Raw genomic sequence first — 21,944 nt, forward strand, 5'->3', positions numbered from 1 at the left:
CAGAAGGGAATGAGATCAGAAAATTCAAGGCGAAAAATAGCGTTGTAAATCGTTAAACAAGGCCAGCATAGACAGAGAAATCAGCAACAGGAAGCCCACTTTTTGGAACTGCTCCTGCATCGATATCGGAATCCGCTTACCAGCCACCAGCTCCCATGCATCATACAGGAGCTGACCCCCGTCAAGCATAGGAAAAGGGAGCAAGTTCAGAAGGCCAATGCTGATGCTAATCAATGCTAAAAATGCCAAAAAAGGCTGCCAACCAACCTGAGCTGACTTGCCAGCCATATCAGCAATACTCAATGGGCCTCCGAGCTGTTTGATAGAGGTTTGACCAGTAAGCATCCCCAGCATGAGCCTGACAGAAACCTTGCTAATTAGCCACACCCTTTGGGATGCAAAACGGATGGCATTCAAAGGGTCTAATTTGAGCTCCTGCCAATCAGCCAATGGGGTCATCTTAGGCAGCAATCCCAATTGCCCCATGGGATCGCCATCAGGGCTAATCCGTGGCAAATCAGGGGCTTTAAAGGTCTTAATGACTTGGTTGCCGGCAGGATCCTGCAATTGCAAGGCAAAACCATTCTCACCACTAAGAGCATCCATTAAATTCCACCGCAGGGCATTCCAACTGGGGATGGGTTCAAATTCACCAAAAGCGGGCACGGCACCCTCAGAATTCAGGCTTTGCCATCCAAGCACCCTTTCTCCCTCAATCACCCCCAATTTCGCAGCAACAGAACTCTCTTGTGGATTTTGCAAGACTGCTGGCAACTGAGGAGCTCCGGAAATATAAATTACCGAAAATAGAGCTATTGCCAAAAAGAAGTTAGCTAATGGACCAGCAGCCACAATCAAAGAACGCTGCCAAAGTGGCTTTTGATCAAAGGACTCAGACTGCTCATTACTCGCAATCAACTGACTACGGTCACGACCATCTAATAGCTTCACATAACCACCCAAAGGAATGGAGGCAAGCACCCACTCCGTTTTATTCTTCGCTCGATAAATCAATAGCGGCTTCCCAAAACCGATCGCAAAGCGAAGTACTCGCACCCCACAAGCGCGAGCTGCAACAAAATGTCCAAACTCATGAAAGCTAACCAATGCACCGAGGGTTACCAAAAATGCAGCGAGTGTAATGAGCGCTTGCACAGAAATTCCTATTTATCTAAATTACTTATATAGCGCTGCGATGAAATCCTGCGCAACTTTTCTTGCCTGCGTATCGACAGACAGAATAGTCTCTAGAGAATCTGCGCTAGATACGGGAATGGCATTCAACACCCTTTCAACCAAGGATGCTATTTGCAAATAAGGAAGTCCGCTATCCAAAAAAGCCGCTACCGCTACTTCATTGGCAGCGTTAAGTACTGCTGGAGCTGTACCACCCGCTTTAGCTGCAGCAAATGCTAAAGAGAGACATGGGAAGCGAGCTAACTCTGGCTCTGAAAAATTAAGGCTTGCAAGTTGCGCCAAGTTTAAAGGCGCAACCCCTGCCTCTATTCTCTCTGGCCAAGCCAAACCGTAAGCAATTGGAGTGCGCATATCAGGCTGACCCATTTGCGCCAGAACTGAGCCATCACGATAGCGCACCATCGAATGCACAACACTTTGCGGATGAATCAATACTTTAATTTTTTCAAGTGGCAAACCAAATAACCAAAAAGCCTCGATTACCTCAAGACCCTTGTTCATCATCGTTGCAGAATCAACGGAAATTTTTCTACCCATTACCCAGTTAGGATGGGCGCAGGCTTGTTCAGGCGTAATGCTCGCCAATTGATCTAAGGGAGTATTTCTGAAGGGGCCACCAGATGCGGTTAGCCATAACTCTTCAACGCCTAAATGCGCATGTGGCGCCTTTGTAAAATCATTGGGCAGACATTGAAAGATAGCATTGTGCTCGCTATCGATTGGCAGGAGTTCGCCCCCACCACTCTTCATGGCCTGCATAAACAAATTGCCAGACATTACTAGCGCCTCTTTGTTTGCGAGTAATACTCTTTTGCCCACATTGGCGGCGGCGAGTGCCGGCACTAACCCTGCTGCTCCAACAATAGCAGCCATCACAGTATCGCAATCCGAATTCGTAACCGCGGTAACAAGCGCATCTGGGCCATACAGTACTTGAGTCTGGATTTTTTTCTCAAGTAAGAGCTTGCTTAAGCGGAGAGCGCCATCAGCATCTGCCACTACAGCAATAGCTGGCCTGAATTCATCACATTGCTCAGCCAGCAAATCAACTTGTTTTGCGGCAGTCAGTGCGACTACATTAAAACGATCTGGGTGCGAGCGAATGACGTCGAGTGTATTGATACCAATAGACCCAGTTGAACCTAGAATGGCAACCTGCTTCACTGACATCACACCAATCCTGCTAAGAGCGCCGCTATCGGCATTGCTGGAATCAAAGCGTCCACACGATCTAATACTCCACCATGCCCTGGCAATAAATGGCTACTGTCTTTGACCCCCGCTAAACGCTTCAATTGAGATTCAAAGAGATCTCCAAAAATGCTGAATGTGGTGAGTACCGTCACCATCAGCAGCATTGGAACCCAACCAAAGCGAATAGCCCATGCCCCAAATAAGGTGGCTTCAAACGGCAAGCAAATTACACACACAAGGGCGTACACATAACAAAGAACTAGACCGCCAATCGCACCCTCAACGGATTTGCCAGGACTGATTTGCACTGCCAACTTACGCTTTCCAAAGGCCTTTCCAACAAAATAAGCACCAATATCTGCAACCCATACCAAGGCCATTGTCGATAAAAGAAACACTAAACCTAGTTCACGCAGAAATATCAAAGCAAACCAAGTTGCTGGCAACAAAATTAATCCAAGCACTACATAAAAAGGACGTAACTTAGGCAAAGAAAGATTCATACCTCTTGCCAAAAGAAATGGTGCGATAAAAAACCAAAAAATAACTGCTAGCAATAACAGGGAGAACTGCCAAGCGGTGTTCTGCATGCCCAGCAAAAGCAGAATGATTAACAAACAAAATAATGCATATAACCAAGCAGCGCGAGATGCTTCAGGAAACAATAGGCGACTCCACTCCCAAGCAGCAGCTAATAAAGCCACCAAAAAGAATGCGCCCACATAAACAGGTGGCAATAAAAATAAAATTGGCAAAAGAACTGCCAATAGAACAAGGGCAGTAATTACTCGGGTTTTGAGCATGTCAAAGTGAATTTAAGGATTAAACTGCGTCACTCATTGCTTGCGAAGCAAGCTGAGCACTAGTGCGTCCGAAGCGCCGCTCGCGCTGACTAAACCAATCAAAGGCTTTATGTAGCTCTGCCTCATCAAAGTCGGGCCATAAAACATCCGTGAAATATAACTCTGTATAAGCCAGTTGCCATAACAAGAAATTACTAACGCGTTGTTCGCCACCTGTACGAATAAATAAATCTGGCTCCGGAGCATATGCCATTGAAAGATGAGGCTGCAGTAGCTCTTCGCCAACTTCTTCAGGCTTTAAGTTAGGGTTGGCCTCCAGGCAATGGCGCATCGCCTGCAAGATATCCCAACGACCACCATAATTTGCAGCAATCGTGAAGGTGAGCGCCTTACATCCAGCAGTCTTCTCTTCTGAAAACCGCACCATATCTTGAATAGCAGAATCAAATCGACTCAGATCACCGATCAGCCGCAATGCGATATCGTTGTCAGCAAGGCGCGAAACCTCGCCCTTAAGCGATTTGAGAAAGAGCTTCATTAAAAACCCCACTTCTTCGGGTGGGCGGCGCCAATTTTCTGAGCTAAACGCAAATACCGTTAAGTACTCAACGCCTAGCTTGCGGCATTCTTGAACAATCTTACGAACCGCACCCAAACCTTCTGAATGACCTGCCACACGGGGCATCATCCGCTTACTAGCCCAACGCCCATTACCATCCATGATGATTGCCACATGGCGAGGGATAGCATTGACCTCTGGTATCGCCTGTGTGGAGCTAAGGTGTTGGGTCATAAAAAATAAAGCTCATTACGGCCTTAAACCGTCATGATCTCTTTTTCTTTTTCAGCAATGATCTTGTCAATATCAACCACTGCCTTATCGGTCATCTTCTGAATCTCATCAGTAGCACGACGCTCTTCATCCTCTGAAATTTCTTTGTCTTTAGTTAAGCGTTTGAGGTGCTCATTTGCATCGCGACGCAAGTTACGCACAGCGATCTTTGTATCTTCGCCTTCGCTCTTGACCACTTTAGTCAGCTCACGACGGCGCTCTTCAGTCAAAGCAGGCATTGGCACACGAATCACAGTGCCCTGTGAAGCGGGATTCAAACCTAAGTCAGAATCTCGAATTGCTTTCTCAACTACCGCAACCATGGTCTTTTCAAATGGTTGAACATTGATGGTACGAGCATCGGCAAGACCCAAGCTAGCCACTTGACTCAACGGGGTTGGATTGCCGTAATAGTCGACTTGAATATGCTCCAAGATTCCTGGGTTAGCACGGCCAGAACGAATTTTTGCTAAGTTGGTTTTCAAAGCCTCGAGAGACTTTTCCATCTTTTGGTTGGTATTGGTTTTAATTTCTACTGCAGACATCATGCCTCCTATTAAGCGTGCACCAAAGTACCTTCAGCTTCACCCTGCACTACGCGCATTAATGCGCCTGGCTTCAGAATTGAAAATACTTTGATTGGTAATTTACGGTCACGGCACAATGCAAACGCTGTAGCATCCATGACTTGTAAGTTCTTGATGATTGCCTCATCAAATGTGATGGTCTTATATAAAGTTGCCGTTGGGTCTTTTACTGGATCGGCGCTATAGATGCCATCAACCTTAGTTGCCTTAAGCATGATCTCCACCCCCATCTCGGCACCACGCAAAGCGGCAGCAGTGTCAGTTGTAAAGAATGGGTTACCTGTACCCGCAGCAAAGATCACCACCTTGCCCTCACCCATCGCACGGATCGCACGAGGACGAATATAGGGCTCTACCACTTGGTCCATTCTGAGGGCAGACTGAACCCGAGCTTCAACCCCTTTTTGACGCAAAGCATCTTGCAATGCGAGTGAGTTCATCATGGTCGCCAACATTCCCATGTAGTCAGCTGTTGCACGATCCATGCCTGCAGCACCGCCGGCAACGCCGCGGAAAATATTTCCGCCGCCAATGACGATAGCCAGTTCAACACCGCTACTGACTACTTGAGCAATTTCAGAAACCATGGAATCGATGGTGACTGGATTGATGCCAAAAGCATCATCTCCCATAAGGGCTTCACCAGATAATTTGAGGAGGACGCGTTTATAGCCTGGCATGTTTTGATTTTCCGTAATTTGCTAAGCACTTTACATACTTAGCTTATTGATCTTTAAGTACTTTTTAATGTATTAACCAAATTATAAAGGGCTTGCTGGAGATCAAACAAAAGGGCACAGAAACTAAGGTTTCCATGCCCTTTTGGGTATTGCCAAGCTACTGGGGCTAGCCCCAGGCTAGCTAATTAAGCAGTTGCTTTAGAGGCAGCAGCCACTTGAGCAGCTACTTCAGCAGCAAAGTCGTCTTGGCGCTTCTCAATGCCCTCACCTACAACAAACATAGTAAAACCTTTAACTGTTGTATTAGCGGCCTTGAGCATTTGCTCAACGGTTTGCTTATCGTTTTTGACGAAAGTTTGGTTCAACAAAGAGACCTCTTTAAGGTACTTCTGAATAGAACCTTCAACCATCTTCTCAACGATTTCTGGTGGTTTGCCAGATTCAGCAGCCTTTTGAACGGCAACGCTACGCTCAATCGCAATTGATTCAGCAGGAACGTCGGCCATAGACAAAGCTACTGGCTTCATTGCTGCAACGTGCATAGCAACGTCTTTAGCAGCAGCGTCGTCACCTTCAAACTCAACCACTACACCAATGCGGGTGCCATGGAGGTAAGAAACTAACTTATTGCTTCCAGAGAAACGCTTAAAGCGACGTGGCATGATGTTCTCACCGATCTTACCGATCAATGCGCTACGAACTTCATCAACAGTTTGACCGTTTAAAGGCAATGCGAGCAAAGCTGCAACGTCAGCAGGGTTCTTTTCAGCAACCAACTTTACGCAATCATTTACGAATGCCAAGAAGTCATCATTCTTAGAAACAAAGTCTGTTTCGCAGTTCACTTCAAGCAATGCGCCAGTGCTGCCATTGATTGCAGTTGCAACGATACCTTCAGCAGTAACACGTGAAGCGGCTTTACCAGCCTTACTACCCAGTTTGACACGCAGAATTTCTTCTGCACGAGCCATATCACCATCAGCCTCTGTCAAAGCTTTTTTGCACTCCATCATCGGAGCATCAGTTTTGGCGCGTAACTCGCCAACCATTGCAGCGGTAATAGCGGCCATTATTCAGCTTTCCCTTCTTCAACGAACTCTTCTTCGCCCTCTTTAACTGCTGTCAAGATTTCTTGAACAGAGTTTGCTTTGCCTTCGAGGATTGCGTCTGCAATGCCACGTGCATAGAGGGTTACAGCCTTGCTGGAGTCATCGTTACCAGGGATGATGTAATCAACACCTTCTGGTGAGTGGTTGGTATCCACAACAGCGATCACTGGAATACCAAGCTTGTTAGCTTCAGTAATAGCAATCTTGTGATAACCGACGTCCACTACGAAAATCGCATCTGGAACACCATTCAAATCTTTGATACCGCCAAGCGCTTTTTGCAACTTATCGAGATCACGGTCATTAGTCAAAGCCTCTTTCTTGGAAAGCTTTTCCCAGTCGCCAGCTTCTTTAGCAACTTCCATATCCTTCAAACGCTTGAGGGAACCTTTAACGGTTTTAAAGTTAGTGAGCGTACCGCCCAACCAACGGCTGTCGATGTAAGGCATACCAGCACGAGCAGCTTCTTCAGCAATGATCTCGCGTGATTGACGCTTAGTACCAACAAACAAAATCGTGCCACGATTAGCAGCAACTTGTTTTGCAAATTTCAGGGCATCCTGAAACATTGGCAATGTTTTTTCCAAGTTGATAATGTGGATCTTATTGCGATGACCGAAAATAAATGGGGCCATCTTTGGGGACCAGAAGCGTGTTTGGTGACCAAAATGGCAACCGGCTTCCAGCATTTGACGCATAGTTACTGACATAACTTCTCCTAAGGGTTGTTTCTAAAGTTGAGTCCTAGCTGCGCTAAAAAACGCCACCCTGGAAGGCTCAACTCGCGATTTCAAGTCCAAAATAGACCTGAGAACGAAATTATAGCTTAAATATCAAGGATCTAGCCAGCCCTACCCTTACTTACCAGCAGATGGGGAATCCCAAAATCGCATCAGAATGCATCAAAATGAGGAATACTGCCTAAATTTTAAGCAAATAAGCCAAGCCAAAGGGACTCAAGTCGTTGATAATCAAGGAATGAATAGTGTGTTTACTGCAGAAAAAGACATCCAAGGGATGCGAGAAGCTGGCCGTTTGGCCAGCGAGGTGTTGGACCATGTAAGCCCCCACGTTGTTGCTGGGGTAACTACTGGCGAACTAGATCGGATTTGCCATGAATATATGCGTGATGTTCAAAAAACGATTCCCGCGCCACTAAATTACCAACCTCCTGGCTACCCACCCTTTCCTGCATCGATTTGTACTTCAGTGAACGATGTGATTTGTCATGGCATTCCTGGAGAAAAAGTTCTTAAAAATGGTGACGTAGTAAATCTAGATATCACCGTCATCACTCCAGATGGTTACTATGGTGATACCAGCCGCATGTTTATGGTTGGTGAAGTATCAGTCATGGCAAAGCGCCTAACCCAAATTACTTTTGAATGTATGTGGCTTGGTATTGCTCAAGTCAAACCCGGCGCTTCACTGGGTGACATTGGTCACGTGATACAAACGCATGCAGAAAAAGCGGGCTATTCCGTTGTCCGCGAATATTGTGGTCACGGCATCGGCAAAGTATTTCATCAAGATCCTCAGATTCTGCATTATGGTCGACCAGGAACCGGTGAAAAACTACAAGCCGGCATGACGTTCACCATTGAGCCAATGATCAATGCTGGTCGTCGAGATATTCGCACGATGCCGGATCAATGGACAGTTAAAACCAAAGATCGCAGCCTCTCTACTCAATGGGAACATACGCTTCTGGTAACTTCAAGCGGTGTTGAAGTATTGACCTGGTCAGAAGGCAGCAATCCTCCGCCTGATTGCGTTAAAGGCCTTGCTTTTAGGCCTGCTGTAGCCAACATCTAAATTGATGAGCAAGCCTCCAGTGACAAACAAAATTACTGATGCCGCTGGATTGCGTGCTGCCCGAGAAATTGCGTACGCTGAGTTCAAGCAAACTCAGGCCGTTGGAAAACTCACTAAGCAACTTAGCAAACTGACTGACCAACTACTAAGTCAACTATGGAATAACTGTGGCTTAAATAATGAAGCTACTTTGGTAGCGGTTGGCGGCTTCGGTAGGGGCGCCCTATTTCCTTACTCTGATATTGATATCTTGATCTTGCTTCCAGCAGATACTAAGTCAGCTGAGTCCTTATCAGCAAAAGTAGAGCAATTCGTTGCTAGCTGCTGGGATACCGGACTGGAGATTGGCTCCTCAGTCAGAACTGTTGCCGAATGTATCTCTGAATCCGAACAAGATATTACCGTGCGCACTTCTTTGCTTGAGGCGCGCCTCATCTGCGGTAAGAAAATACTTTTTAAAGAATTTGCTACTGCCTTTGAATCTGCGATGGACCCAAAGATATTCTTCCAAGCAAAACAGGCAGAACAAATTCAGCGGCATTACAAGTATCAGAACACCCCTTATTCTCTTGAGCCCAACTGCAAAGAAAGCCCTGGTGGTTTGCGTGATTTACAGGTTATTTCTTGGGTCAGTAAAGCGGCTTTACTCGGTGACACCTTTAAGGACCTAAACCAAGCAGGTTTAGTGACGCAGCGTGAGCTTACGGAATTAAACCGTAACCAACGTTTTCTAGAGACCCTTAGGGCTAATCTGCATCTACTAGCCGGTCGGCGTCAAGACGTCATTGCTTTTGACTTGCAGGCACCCCTTGCCAAAGTCATGGGTATTGAAACTGACTCATCACGCCAGGCTAGCGAAGCGATCATGCGTCGCTACTACTGGGCAGCAAAAGCCGTTACTCAGTTAAACGATGTATTGATGCAAAACATTGAGGCCCTGCTGTTTCCACAAGAATCAAAAACGATACTCCCCATCCCTGGTGAGGGGAATGAGTTCTTCATTGAGCGTCAAGGCGTCTTGGATATCACTGATCCACAACTGTTTCAGAAGCACCCCGAGCAAATTTTGCGAACCTTCTTAGTCTTTGCACAGACTGCTAATGTCAAGAGTCTCTCTGCCACCATCTTTAGAGCGCTATACAACGCTCGTCAAAAAATGGATAGCAAGTGGCGTGCCAACCCCATTAATCGCGCTTTATTTATTGAGATTCTTAAGCAGCCTGAAGGTGTCAGCCGCGCATTCCAACTTATGAATCGCAGTAGCGTCTTAGGAAGGTATTTGCCTGCCTTTAGAAGAATTGTTGGGCAAATGCAGCACGACTTATTTCACATATACACAGTCGATCAGCATATCTTGATGGTCTTGCGGAATGTCCGTCGTTTCATGGTGGTGGAATATACCCATGAGTTTCCTTTTTGCAGTGGCCTAATTGCCCATTTTGAGAAACCTTGGTTACTCGTGATTGCGGCTCTATTTCACGATATCGCCAAAGGGCGCGGCGGGGATCACTCTCAACTGGGGAAAGCCGACACACGCAAGTTTGCAAAAGATCATGGCCTAGATAAACAAGACACTGAACTTTTAGTGTGGCTTGTTGCAGAGCATCTGAATATGAGTCAGGTGGCTCAGAAGCAAGATATTACTGATCCAGATGTGATTAGAGCCTTTGCCAAGAAAGTCGGTGATGAGCGCCACCTCACTGCCCTCTACCTCCTTACGGTTGCAGATGTCCGTGGCACCAGCCCTAAAGTTTGGAATGCTTGGAAAGGCAAATTACTAGAGGACCTCTATCGTGCGACCCTAAGAGTATTGGGTGGTGCGAAACCAGATGCCAACTCAGAGCTAGCTCAACACCAAGAAGAATCCAAAGCCAAACTCCGTCTCTATGGCATTAACGATGAGTCTTATGAGGAGTTATGGAAACAATTAGATGTTGCATTCTTCCTCAGGCAAGACTCATCAGACATTGCTTGGTTAACTCGCCATCTTTATAACAAAGTAAATAGCGATGAGCCGATTGTGAGAGCAAGACTTTCACCTATCGGCGAAGGTTTGCAGATAGCCGTCTATGTTAAAGACCAAGAAGATCTTTTTGCCAGAATCTGCGCCTACTTTGAAAGACATGGATTCTCAATTTGGGATGCCCGCATTCATACGACTCGCCATGGCTACGCTCTTGATACCTTCCAAATCTCTGGTAGCAATCTAGTTGATGAAGGCGGTAGTTATCGCGATCTCATTCAACTGGTTGAGTTTGAATTAACACAAGCATTAACAACCGCAGATCCACTACCCAACCCAAGCATGGGTCGCCTCTCTCGGCAGTCACGCACCTTCCCAATTCAACCGCGGGTTCACATGGTTCCAGATGACCGGGGTCGCTATTACACCCTGGCTCTCTCTGCGAGTGATCGTACAGGCCTGCTCTACACCATCTCTAGAGTGTTAGCCAAACATCAAGTATCGATTCATACAGCAAGGATTAATACTCTTGGTGAGCGAGTGGAAGACATTCTTCTTTTGGATGCTGCTAACTTGGGCAAGAATCCAAAGCTACAGATCCAGCTTGAGACAGAGTTGTTGGAAGCTTTAGGGGCTTAATCCCTTATTTCAATAAATCCAGCATTGCGGCTTCATCAATTACTGGCACACCCAACTCTTCTGCTTTGGTGAGCTTGCTACCAGCATCTGTGCCCGCAACGACATAATCCGTCCTCTTAGAAACTGAGCCTGCCACTTTGGCCCCTGCTTTTTCAAGTAGATCTTTAGCTTCATCTCTTGTGAGGGTTGGAAAAGTTCCCGTTAGGACAAATGTTTTGCCTGCTACTGCTGCACTAATGATTTTTTCCTCAACAGCAAGCTGCATTCCAGATGCGAGAAGTTGTTCAATCACCTCACGGTTATGTGCTTCTTCCATAAAACTCGTAATGGAGTCTGCTACTACTGGGCCAACGTCCTTCACAGTCAGTAGGTCGTCCATGCTGGCATCCATGAGGGCATGCATGGACTGATAGTGGTTGGCCAAATCCTTTGCAGTAGTCTCGCCCACATGACGAATACCCAAAGCGAAGATAAATCTAGCTAGAGTGGTATTTCTGGATTGGTTAATTGCCTGAATCAGATTGTCTGCCGACTTCTCGCCCATCCGCTCTAGATTTGCTAAGGCAGAAAATCCCAACCTATAGAGATCTGCTGGTGTTCTAACGAGATTTTGATCCACTAATTGATCCACAATCTTCTCACCTAGACCCTCAATATCAAGCGCCCTTCTATGAGCAAAGTGAATTAACGCTTGCTTACGTTGTGCACCACAAAATAATCCACCACTGCATCGCGCTACCGCCTCATCAGCTAAGCGCTCAATATGAGAATCGCAAACCGGACAGCGGGTAGGCATGACAAACTCTAGCGCATCTATTGGTCGGCGATCTTTAATCACTGATACCACCTCAGGAATGACGTCTCCTGCCCTACGCACTGAAACAGTATCACCAATGCGCACATCCTTGCGTTTGACTTCATCTTCATTGTGCAACGTAGCATTGGTAACAGTGACACCACCCACTTCGACTGGAGCTAGCCTTGCTACTGGAGTAATTGCGCCCGTACGACCTACCTGTACATCAATTCCCAAAACAGTAGTCAACGCCTCTTGCGCTGGATATTTATGTGCCAAGGCAAAACGTGGAGCCCTAGATACAAAGCCAAGCTTTGCTTGTTCTGCAAATGAATTAACTTTATAAACAACCCCATCAATGTCATAGGGCAAGGAATCACGCTTAGCGCCAATCTCGTTATAGAAGGCTAAGATTTCATTTACGGAGTGCAGCACTTTACGCTCTGCACATACTGGCAAGCCTAATTCTGCATAAGCATTGAGCAATTCTTCATGTGTTTTAGGCAACCAAGACTGTGGCTCAAGGGCGCCCAGGCCATAGGCAAAGAAAGAAAGTGGTCTTTTGGCGGTGATCTTGGAATCTAGTTGGCGCAAGCTGCCTGCAGCAGCATTACGAGGATTGGCAAACTCTCTTTCACCTGTAGCCGCCGCCTGTTGATTCATTTTTTGGAAATCTTTGAGATACATAAAGACTTCACCACGAACCTCTAAAACTTGAGGAATATTCTTACCTGTTAACTTCAGTGGAATAGCGCGAATAGTTTTGATATTTGCCGTAACGTCCTCGCCGCTAGCACCGTCGCCCCGGGTTGCAGCAGTGATCAATAAGCCATTTTCATAACGAAGGGAAATAGCTAAGCCATCAAACTTCAGCTCACCTGCATAGGTCACATGATCTGCATGCAAAGCCTCTCGACAACGTCGATCAAAGGCAATCAACTCTGCATCCTCAAATGCGTTATTGAGTGAAAGCATCGGCACTTGATGGGTAACTGAATCAAATTCTTTTAAGGCTGCACCACCCACTCTTTGAGAGAGTGACTCTGATGTTACCCACTCAGGGTGGGTCACTTCAATCTCCAATAACTCACGATAGAGTCGATCGTATTCAATATCAGGAAGTAGTGGATTATCTAAAACGTAATACGCATGCTCAAGACGGGCAAGCTCGGCTTGTAAAAATGCGTAACGCTCCGCTAAATTTGTCGGACTATTAGACGACAAGACAATTCCTTAGCTAAATAGTCTGCTGGCTGTTGAAGAGCCCGCTGGAATGCCGTATCTCTCAAGATTGGCATAGAGCACATCCAAGTGCTGACGAATACTAATGACTGCTGCCTCACTTAAATTAATGCCATTGTCATCAACCAAGCGGCCATTGGCGGCCTGAGCAATCTCAACACCTTCACCCAACATTCTTTCAAAGGCGCGATCATCTTGGGGCACCAAGGGAACTTCTAGAAGTAGTGTGAGTTGAGTAACAGGCTTATTGGGATCTAAGTCAGCGCTATTAAAGATGGATTTACCGTTGCTATGAAACTCATATTGCCTACCGTTACGAGCCAATTTGAATCCGCGTTGACGCATTAAGGCATCAAAATTGCCCCAAGGGCAAGACTCATCAAACAGCACGTTGATACTCAACTGAATATCGCTATCTGCCGCCATCACATCTAACTCTTTGGCACTTTCCAGCATAGTGTTAACACTAGGCATGTCTATTTGAGAGCCCAAGGTATCAGCAAGCGCTTGTACGCGAGAGCAAAAGTCAGATAACTCTAAAACCCCAATAGCACCGCGACGGCTAGCTAACTGAATGGCAAGCTGGAGCTCGGAATAAGTTGATTCTGGCTTTAACTCTTCCCAGTCTTCAGCGGCATCTTGGTCAGCATTTAAGCCTTCGCATATCCACCTTGCAGATGGCTTTACGTGTAGATCATTCCAAGCAGAAATCTCTGCCAAGATTTCTGCACCACTGATACTCTCATCAAACCGGAGTGTTATGACGCAATCAATACGAGGATCAATCACAAATTTTTCGGAAGTGCTTGTAGCGCTCGATAATGGTTCACCAAAACTAGGCTCTGCACGTTCGCCAGCATCTGCAAAACCCTGCCCAAAACTGGGCTCACGAGCAAAACGCTCATCCATAGCAGATTGGCTCTGCTCTTTTGCCTTACGACGAGCGCGTGAGTATTTGAAATTCAAGATTGCTACTGCAATCAAGATCAACAACCCAATTGCAGCCAAAGCGAATTGCAAATCAGACAGGCCCAGCATCGTCATGATTTGTTCTACGTACACTTAGGCGGCCTCCACCATTGAGACGGCTGAAGAGATATCCACAGCAACAATGCGGGATACGCCTTGCTCTTGCATCGTGACACCAATCAGTTGATTAGCGATTTCCATAGTAATCTTGTTGTGCGAGATAAACAAAAACTGTGTCTTATCTGACATTTTGGCAACTAGCTGAGCATAGCGCAAGGTATTTGCATCGTCTAATGGCGCATCTACCTCATCTAATAAACAGAATGGGGCTGGGTTCAAGAGGAAGAGTGAGAAGACCAGAGCAATAGCAGTCAATGCTTTTTCACCACCTGAGAGCAAGTAAATGCTGCTATTTTTCTTGCCTGGAGGTTGAGCCATCACTTGTACACCGGAGTCCAAAATCTCTTCACCAGTCATCACCAATTCTGCATGGCCACCACCAAACAGCTCAGGGAACAGTTTGCCAAAGTGGCTGTTTACTTGATCAAAGGTGCCTTGCAACAAATCGCGAGTCTCGGCATCGATCTTCGCAATAGCGTCAGTCAAAGTCTGCATTGCTTCATTCAAGTCAGCGGATTGGGCATCCAAGAATTGTTTACGCTCACGTGAGCTAGACAATTCATCAAGCGCGGCCATATTTACTGGACCTAAAGACTGGATTTCTGTACTCAAACGATTGACTTCGGTTTGCAAGGCGCCTACTTTGAGGTCAGGACTAAAATTCGCTTCCAAAGCGATTAAGTCTGCTTCTGCATCCGCCAATAAAGTAGCAAATTGTTCGAAATTTAAACGAGCCGCTTGTTCACGGAGCTGCAAATCCACTACCTTGTCACGCATAGGCTGTAAGCTGCGCTCTACCTGCATACGCGCTTCATCCGCTTCACGCAATTGATGCAATAAGGCGTCTTGCTCAGTACGGGCATTTGCCAAAGCAGCCTCACGAGCACTACGAGCAAGTAAAAGACCTTGTAACTTATCTTGCGCCTCTTCGTCACTTAAAGTTTCGAGCTCTTTAGTAGCTAGATCATGTTTATCTTGAATCTCCATGATCTGTGTGCGAGCTGTACTTTGATCACGCTGCAAGTCAGCAATGCGCTGTTGCAATGAGCGGGTTGCAAAAGCTGCCTCTTGCGCAGCCATCTCAGCAACCCGTAATGATTCACGTAAACGATCTCGTTCTTGGGTCGAGAGTTCTAATTTTTCTTGAGCGGTTGCCAGTGCTTCTTGGAAGCCTTGTTTAGACTCTTCCGATTGCGCCAACTCTTCATTAGCCTGCCCTTGAGTCAGGCTTAGCTGCTCCCCTTGCTGGCGCAGCTCACTTAACTCACCCTGAATTTGTGCAGCGCGTTGACTGTACTGCTCTTCAGCTTGCGTCAACTGCATTCTTTCAACTTCAAAACCATGCGCTTCTTGAACAGTTTGCTCAGCGTTGATGCGGGCTTGTTCTGCTGCTTGATGCGCCGCTTGATAGTTAGCAACGCATTGATCCAACTCACCTTGTAATTCACTTTGCATCAGTTTTTGAGCACGCAACTGCTTCTCGAGACTTTCCATCTCTTGAGCGCGAGCCAACATACCTGCTTGCTCAGAATCGGCGGCATATAGCTGAACACCAACACGACTAACTAAATGACCTTGTTGAGTTACAAACGCACCGCCTGCTGGTAATTTTTCACGACGATGCAATGCATCTTCCAAACTAGTAGCAATATAAATATTGTCTAACCACTCTTGCAGCACTGAAGTGAGTCTTGGTGCACCAGCGCTTTGAACGCGACTCAGTAAAGGCGTGAAATCTGCTGGGACTGTAGTGTGTGCAGGAGTAATCTCTTCTGTCAGCAAAATAGCTAATCGGCTTGGAGGCGCATCATTGGCTAATGCCAATGTTTCTTGGACGCTCTTTGCGGTAACTGCAGCCAGGCGTTCACGCAAGACTGACTCTAGAGCAGCTTCCCAGCCACTCTCCACCTTAAGTTCTTGCCAGAGACGCTTACTTTCTTTGAGGCCTTTACTTTCTAGCCAAGGACCAATTTTGCCTTGGGCCTGTACGCTTGCCTGCAACGCAGTTAAAGCAGTTAACTTTGCCTCAGTCTGTGCCAAATCTTGATTGGCAGCCTGAATTTTTTGTTGAGCAGTGTTGCGAGCCTCATCAGCAGCAGGCACACGTTGTTGCGTTTCACCAGCACGCTGCTTTGCTTCTTCCACTTTACGTTGTGCCATGGCATGACGATCAACCGCCATTTGCAAAGCTTCCGCATCGGGTCTACGCATTGCATCTAACTCACCCGTCAAGCGCGCTTCGCGCCCTTTGAGTTCATCAGATTGAGCTGACATGGCACGTATACGCTCACCCAAACTAGCAAGACGCTGTTCAATCGTTGCCAATGTCTCGCGCGCTTGATTCAAATCTCGTGAGGCAGTTTGATAAGTTTCTTCACAGCCTGGCATTTGGTCTTGCAAACCACTTAAGCTCGCCAATAAAGTCTGTTCTTTTTCAGAAGCTTCGCTTAACTCATATTCGGCAGTTCGTTGTGCCTGAGCAGCATCTGTTTCTTGCACAGTCCAACGTTGCAACTGTGCTTGTAAATCTTGGGTTTGTTGTTGCAGGCGTTGACGCGCTTCTTGCACATAATGAATCTGTGACTCTACTTGACTGACATCAGAGTTCGTCTGATAAAGCTCGCCTTGCGCTTCAGATACCTTATCTTGCAATGCATATTGCTGAGTACGCATAGTCTCAAGCTCAGCCTCAGCGTGGCGTAGCTTAGCGGTCTGCTCTTCAAGCCCTACCTGAGTGTCCCGAATACCATTAGCATGGCGCTCTTGCTCTTTACCAGCCTCAGTTTGACGTACAAACCAAAGTAGCTGTTGCTGCGATTTCATCAGCGTTGAAAGCTCTGCATGTCGCTCGGCAACAGTAGCTTGTTTTTCTAAGCGAGTGAGCTGTTGGTCCAGCTCTCGCAAGATATCTTCAACACGCGTTAAGTTTTCAACAGTGTCTTCTAAACGAGAGGCAGTTTCTTTGCGACGTTCTTTGTATTTGGAAACTCCAGCCGCTTCTTCCAAGAACACACGCAATTCTTCCGGCTTTGATTCCAGGATGCGATTGATCGTACCTTGACCAATAATGGCGTAGCCTCTTGGACCCATACCGGTACCCAAGAAAATATCTTGAATATCTTTTCGACGAACAACTTGATTATTAACGTAGTAACTCGAATTTCCATCACGAGTTAAAACGCGTTTAATACCTAATTCTGTAAAAGCGCCCCACTGTCCTTGAGCGCGTCCTTCTGTATTGTCAAAAATGAGTTCCACGCTAGCACGGCCAGAAGGCTTACGTAATCCAGAACCATTAAAAATAACGTCCTGCATAGATTCACCGCGTAATTCACTCGCGCGGGATTCACCCAAAACCCAACGGACAGCATCAATAATGTTCGACTTTCCGCAACCGTTAGGGCCTACAACACCAATTAATTGGCCAGGCATTTCAAAATGGGTTGGGTCAACGAAAGACTTAAAGCCGGAAAGTTTGATGGATTTCAGTTGCACGGCGTACTTTGCAGGGAAAAAAGAGGGTTCAAATAAAGGGGTAAAAATTACATCTAAAGTGGGAAGATGATAGCAAGCTTGAGGCTACTTAGACGCCTTTTTGCCCCATCGATATAATGATAAATCTACCTCCAGGGACAAAATCCCTTAACAATCTGATAGTTAACTAAAAAGCATGAGCCAATCACCACAAAGCATCATCGAACAAGCCTGGGAAAACCGCGCCGACCTCTCACCTAATAGCGCTCCAGCGGACATCCGCGAGGCTGTAAATGCCGTCCTAGAAGGCCTAAATGCAGGCTCCATCCGCGTTGCCGAACGCCGCGATGTCGGCAAGTGGGAAGTAAATCAATGGGTTAAGAAAGCCGTTTTGCTCTCTTTCCGCCTAGAAGACAACAAACCTATGGGTGCTGGTGGGTATACCCAGTTCTACGACAAGGTTCCTAGTAAGTTTGAAAGCTACACGGCAGCAGATTTTGCTGCCGGTGGCTTCCGTGTAGTTCCTCCTGCAATGGCCCGCCGCGGCTCATTTATTGGCAAAAATGCCGTTTTAATGCCCTCTTACGTCAATATTGGCGCTTACGTCGGCGAAGGAACCATGGTCGATACTTGGGCTACCGTTGGCTCTTGTGCCCAAATTGGTAAGAACGTACACCTTTCTGGTGGCGTTGGGATTGGTGGTGTTTTGGAGCCAATTCAGGCTGGTCCTGTGATTATTGAAGACAACTGCTTTATTGGCGCCCGTTCTGAGGTCGTCGAAGGGGTTGTTATTGAAGAAAATGCTGTTCTCTCCATGGGCGTCTATATTGGTCAAAGTACCAAAATTTATGACCGAGAGACTGGCGAAGTACATTACGGTCGCGTTCCTGCAGGCTCAGTAGTGGTTCCAGGCTCCCTACCTTCCGCTTGTGGCAAATACAGTTTGTATGCAGCCATCATCGTGAAGAAGGTGGATGCTCAAACCAGGGCTAAGACGGCCATCAACGAACTTCTCCGCGACTAAGCAAACTATTTATGAGCGCCACTCTCGAGCTAACTGAAGCTCTCATCTCCTGCCATTCTGTTACGCCAGCTGATGGTGGCTGCCAAGATTTGATTGCAAAGCGTCTTCAAGCGATCGGCTTTCATACCGAGAGTGTTGTGAGTGGACCCGATCACTTTCAAGTGACTAACTTGTGGGCAATTAAAAAGGGGAAGGCAGGCGATCAAGGCAAGGTACTCGTGTTTGCTGGTCATACTGATGTCGTACCAACAGGACCATTGGAAAAGTGGACGAGCAATCCATTCGCTCCTACTATTCGTGACGGCATGCTTTATGGCCGTGGTGCTGCGGATATGAAAACCTCTTTAGCAGGTTTTGTTGTAGCTACCGAAGAGTTTGTCACCGCCCATCCTGATCACGAGGGATCAATCGCTTTTTTAATTACGAGCGATGAAGAAGGCCCCGCCAATGATGGCACTGTCATTATGTGTGAGCGTCTACAAAAGCATGGTCAGCGCCTAGATTATTGTGTGATCGGCGAGCCAACTTCGGTTGATCAACTAGGCGACATGATTAAGAATGGTCGTCGCGGCTCTTTATCCGGCAAGCTCAAAGTTAAAGGTATTCAGGCGCATATTGCCTACCCTCACTTGGGCAAGAATCCAATTCACCTTTCCGCTCCAGCGATTACCGCTTTAGTAGAAACTGAGTGGGATAAAGGTAATGAGTATTTTCAGCCGACAAGCTTTCAAATCTCTAACGTTCATGCAGGCACTGGTGCAAACAATGTCATTCCCGGTGAATTGGTGGTCGATTTCAATTTCCGTTTTTCAACTGAGAGCAAACCAGAGCAGCTGCGCGAACGTCTTGAAACTATCCTCAAAAATGCTGGCTTAGATTTTGAAATCGATTGGGTCTTAGGTGGTAGTCCCTTTATCACTGGCGATGGCGATCTTGCGGGCGCACTGCGCAAGGCGATCAAATCAGAAACTCAAGTAGATACCGTGCTATCGACCACTGGTGGAACAAGTGATGGACGCTTTATTGCCAAAGTCTGCAAAGAGGTTGTAGAGTTTGGCCCACTCAATGCCACTAGCCACAAAATCGACGAGTGTGTGATTGTGGATGATGTTGAGCCCCTCAAAAATATTTATCGCAAAACGCTTGAGCAACTGATTGCTTAAGCTAGCTACCGCCCCTCTCTCTTAATACACAACTTATCCATCATGGACCCTGAGCCTTCTCCAGCCCTTACAGTTAATCAGTGCATTGATCAGATCGCACAGAAATTAGAAGCAGCAAATTTGCATTATGGGCATGGGGCCATCGACGCGCAAAGCGAAGCCTTGTGGATTGCGAGTAAACAAATTGATCTTAGCCCTGCGGAAGCCTTAGAGCATCTAGAGCAAACACTCTCCAGTGATCAATATCAAAAAGCCCTGGCGGTTACCGAAGAAAGAATTGCCTCCCGTAAACCCCTCGCCTATATCTTGGGCGAAGCATGGCTAATGGGTGTGCCATTCTTTTGCAGCGAACAAAGTATTGTTCCGCGCTCTTGGATTGCAGAGCTCATTGTGGATGGCTCACTTGAGCCATGGCTTCCAGCAGATGGCAAAGCCCTAGACCTATGTACTGGCAACGGCTCCCTTGCAATCTTGCTTGCACTCTCTTGTCCAGATATTCATGTGAGCGCTTGCGATATCAGCATGCCAGCCCTCTCCGTTGCAGCACGCAACCTTGATCGTCACGGCTTGAACTCCCAAGTAGAACTTTTGGATGGTGATCTTTGGGATGCCCTGCCTGAGCCCAATGAAGATAATCTATTCGACCTCATTATTTGTAACCCACCGTATGTAAATTCCACGTCGATGAATGCACTTCCGGCTGAATATCATGCTGAGCCAGTCCTTGCTCTAGCAGGCGGTGATGATGGCATGGATCTCATTCGGAGAATCATAGCCCAAGCCCCTGACTATCTTTCAGAGCGTGGCGCCATTTTGATTGAAATTGGTAATGAGTATGAGAACTTCAAAAAGGCCTTCCCACAAATTCCGGCAATCTGGATGGAAGTTTCTGCCGGCGAAGAGCAAGTACTTTTAATACAGGCCGAAGACCTGAGATAGATCAAGCAAGAATTAACTGAGCTCGGCCGCCGCTGCGATGGCTTGATCAATGCGCTCTACTGGAATGACTTTTAAGCCTGGAATTTTAGACTTAGGCATATTCGCTTTTGGAATGATCGCCACAGTAAATCCAAGTTTTGCGGCCTCTTTTAAGCGCTCTTGACCACGTGGGCATGGACGTATTTCCCCAGCCAATCCAACCTCACCAAACACAATGAGCTCTTTAGGGAGTGCACGATTACGAATCGATGATTGAATAGCTAAGAGCACAGCCAAGTCAGCTGCCGGCTCAGAAATCTTCACGCCACCCACCGCATTTAAGAACACGTCTTGATCAAAGCAAGCCACCCCAGCATGGCGATGCAGTACTGCCAAGAGCATTGCTAGACGCGCTTGCTCCAAACCAACTGCCAAACGACGTGGGTTAGGAACATGCGCTGTATCGACCAGCGCCTGAATTTCAACCAAGAGCGGTCTACTGCCCTCTTGTGTCACTAGGACACATGCCCCAGGAACCATCTGCTCGTGTTGAGATAAGAAAATTGCAGATGGATTGGTGACGCCACGAAGACCTTTTTCAGTCATCGCAAATACACCAAGCTCATTGACTGCGCCAAAGCGATTCTTAATGGATCGTACCAAGCGAAACGAGGAGTGCGTATCACCCTCGAAGTACAACACGGTATCAACAATATGCTCCAAAACACGTGGTCCAGCTAAGTGCCCATCTTTGGTGACATGACCCACCATTAATACACAGATGCCGCTAGATTTAGCCGCTCTTGTTAATTGAGCAGCGCACTCCCTGACTTGCGCTACAGAGCCAGGAGCCGAACTAAGTACCTCGGAGTAGAGAGTTTGTATAGAGTCCACCACCAATACTTGTGGCTTTACGGTATCCATAATGGAGATCAGTTTCTCCAACTGAATTTCTGCCAACACTTCGAGTTGGGGTGCATTCAATGCAATACGTTTTGCACGCAGAGCAATTTGTGCCGCAGATTCTTCCCCGCTGCTATAGAGCACATTCATACCGGAAGCGCTCATCTCTGCAAGCGCTTGCAGTAAGAGTGTTGACTTACCGATACCAGGATCACCGCCCAGCAGTACCACGCCACCTGGAACTAAGCCACCACCCAATACTCGATCGAACTCTTCTACGCCAGTACTGAATCGCGGCAAATCCTCCGCAGTAATAGCGGATAGTTTTTGTCTTGGCAATGATTGAGCCAACCCTTGAAAACGCGCATTCGAGGTCGTCTCTGGTAAACCCTCTTCCATCGTGTTCCAAGCCTGACAAGATGGGCACTGGCCCTGCCATTTTGCAGAGGTGCCGCCACAAGATTGGCAGATATAAACCGTTTTGACTTTAGCCAAGGGGTACCTAATAAATGAGAT

17 protein-coding genes are annotated in these 21,944 nt (G+C 46.9%); 5 read left to right on the forward strand and 12 right to left on the reverse strand.

The features are described from left to right. Positions 1-24: 24 nt before the first annotated feature. The 8 genes from FD961_RS06685 to rpsB form a co-directional block, all read right to left on the reverse strand. Entirely contained in the window at positions 25-1,155 is a 1,131-nt protein-coding gene (locus FD961_RS06685; RefSeq protein ID WP_215393187.1) for an RIP metalloprotease, read from the reverse strand. A gap of 21 nt (positions 1,156-1,176) precedes the next feature. Beyond that, positions 1,177-2,367, reverse strand: a complete 1,191-nt coding sequence (gene ispC, locus FD961_RS06690) for a 1-deoxy-D-xylulose-5-phosphate reductoisomerase (protein ID WP_215393188.1) — start codon at positions 2,365-2,367, stop codon at positions 1,177-1,179. Next, complete coding sequence (locus FD961_RS06695; RefSeq protein WP_215393189.1) at positions 2,367-3,194, reverse strand: phosphatidate cytidylyltransferase; 828 nt, start codon at positions 3,192-3,194, stop codon at positions 2,367-2,369. The genes ispC and FD961_RS06695 overlap by 1 nt, the downstream gene beginning before the upstream one ends. A 19-nt stretch (positions 3,195-3,213) precedes the next feature. After that, the gene (gene uppS, locus FD961_RS06700) at positions 3,214-3,987 is read right to left on the reverse strand and encodes a polyprenyl diphosphate synthase (protein WP_215393190.1); all 774 of its coding nucleotides are present in this window, start codon (positions 3,985-3,987) and stop codon (positions 3,214-3,216) included. A gap of 23 nt (positions 3,988-4,010) precedes the next feature. Next, positions 4,011-4,571: a ribosome recycling factor gene (gene frr / locus FD961_RS06705; protein WP_071467760.1), complete on the reverse strand. Its 561-nt coding sequence runs from the start codon at positions 4,569-4,571 to the stop codon at positions 4,011-4,013. 11 nt (positions 4,572-4,582) lie between these two features. Continuing rightward, entirely contained in the window at positions 4,583-5,293 is a 711-nt protein-coding gene (gene pyrH / locus FD961_RS06710) for a UMP kinase (protein WP_071467759.1), read from the reverse strand. Between the two features lie 185 nt (positions 5,294-5,478). Then, positions 5,479-6,363, reverse strand: a complete 885-nt coding sequence (tsf, locus tag FD961_RS06715; protein ID WP_071467758.1) for a translation elongation factor Ts — start codon at positions 6,361-6,363, stop codon at positions 5,479-5,481. Continuing rightward, positions 6,363-7,112, reverse strand: a complete 750-nt coding sequence (rpsB, locus tag FD961_RS06720; protein WP_071467757.1) for a 30S ribosomal protein S2 — start codon at positions 7,110-7,112, stop codon at positions 6,363-6,365. Before rpsB ends, tsf begins: the two co-directional genes overlap by 1 nt. 268 nt (positions 7,113-7,380) lie before the next feature. On the opposite strand from rpsB, the gene map reads away from it, so the two are divergent. Beyond that, entirely contained in the window at positions 7,381-8,217 is an 837-nt protein-coding gene (gene map / locus FD961_RS06725; protein ID WP_215393191.1) for a type I methionyl aminopeptidase, read from the forward strand. 4 nt (positions 8,218-8,221) lie between these two features. After that, positions 8,222-10,819, forward strand: a complete 2,598-nt coding sequence (locus tag FD961_RS06730) for a [protein-PII] uridylyltransferase (protein WP_215393192.1) — start codon at positions 8,222-8,224, stop codon at positions 10,817-10,819. Between the two features lie 4 nt (positions 10,820-10,823). Here FD961_RS06730 and ligA read toward each other — a convergent pair whose 3' ends face one another. Genes ligA through smc form a run of 3 tightly spaced genes read right to left on the reverse strand, consistent with a single transcriptional unit; the run spans position 10,824 to position 17,441 of the window. After that, positions 10,824-12,839: an NAD-dependent DNA ligase LigA gene (gene ligA, locus FD961_RS06735; RefSeq protein WP_215393193.1), complete on the reverse strand. Its 2,016-nt coding sequence runs from the start codon at positions 12,837-12,839 to the stop codon at positions 10,824-10,826. A 9-nt stretch (positions 12,840-12,848) separates the two neighbouring features. Further along, a complete protein-coding gene (locus FD961_RS06740; protein ID WP_251371244.1) occupies positions 12,849-13,919 on the reverse strand; it encodes a cell division protein ZipA C-terminal FtsZ-binding domain-containing protein in 1,071 nt (356 codons plus the stop codon). Continuing rightward, entirely contained in the window at positions 13,920-17,441 is a 3,522-nt protein-coding gene (gene smc / locus FD961_RS06745) for a chromosome segregation protein SMC (RefSeq protein ID WP_215393194.1), read from the reverse strand. 175 nt (positions 17,442-17,616) lie between these two features. On the opposite strand from smc, the gene dapD reads away from it, so the two are divergent. From dapD to prmB, 3 genes are read left to right on the forward strand one after another with little or no spacing between them, the layout of a single operon-like run. Further along, positions 17,617-18,444 (forward strand): 2,3,4,5-tetrahydropyridine-2,6-dicarboxylate N-succinyltransferase, encoded by an 828-nt coding sequence (gene dapD / locus FD961_RS06750; protein ID WP_215393195.1) that lies wholly within the window; start codon positions 17,617-17,619, stop codon positions 18,442-18,444. An 11-nt stretch (positions 18,445-18,455) separates the two neighbouring features. Beyond that, on the forward strand, positions 18,456-19,607 hold the full coding sequence (gene dapE, locus FD961_RS06755; protein ID WP_215393196.1) for a succinyl-diaminopimelate desuccinylase: 1,152 nt from the start codon (positions 18,456-18,458) through the stop codon (positions 19,605-19,607). Positions 19,608-19,649: 42 nt separating this feature from the next. Beyond that, positions 19,650-20,546 (forward strand): 50S ribosomal protein L3 N(5)-glutamine methyltransferase, encoded by an 897-nt coding sequence (gene prmB / locus FD961_RS06760; protein ID WP_215393197.1) that lies wholly within the window; start codon positions 19,650-19,652, stop codon positions 20,544-20,546. A gap of 12 nt (positions 20,547-20,558) precedes the next feature. Here prmB and radA read toward each other — a convergent pair whose 3' ends face one another. Continuing rightward, positions 20,559-21,923: a DNA repair protein RadA gene (gene radA / locus FD961_RS06765; protein WP_071465320.1), complete on the reverse strand. Its 1,365-nt coding sequence runs from the start codon at positions 21,921-21,923 to the stop codon at positions 20,559-20,561. Between the last annotated feature and the right edge of the window lie 21 nt (positions 21,924-21,944).

Origin of the sequence: Polynucleobacter sp. TSB-Sco08W16, from assembly GCF_018687455.1 — a bacterium.
GTDB lineage: Bacteria > Pseudomonadota > Gammaproteobacteria > Burkholderiales > Burkholderiaceae > Polynucleobacter.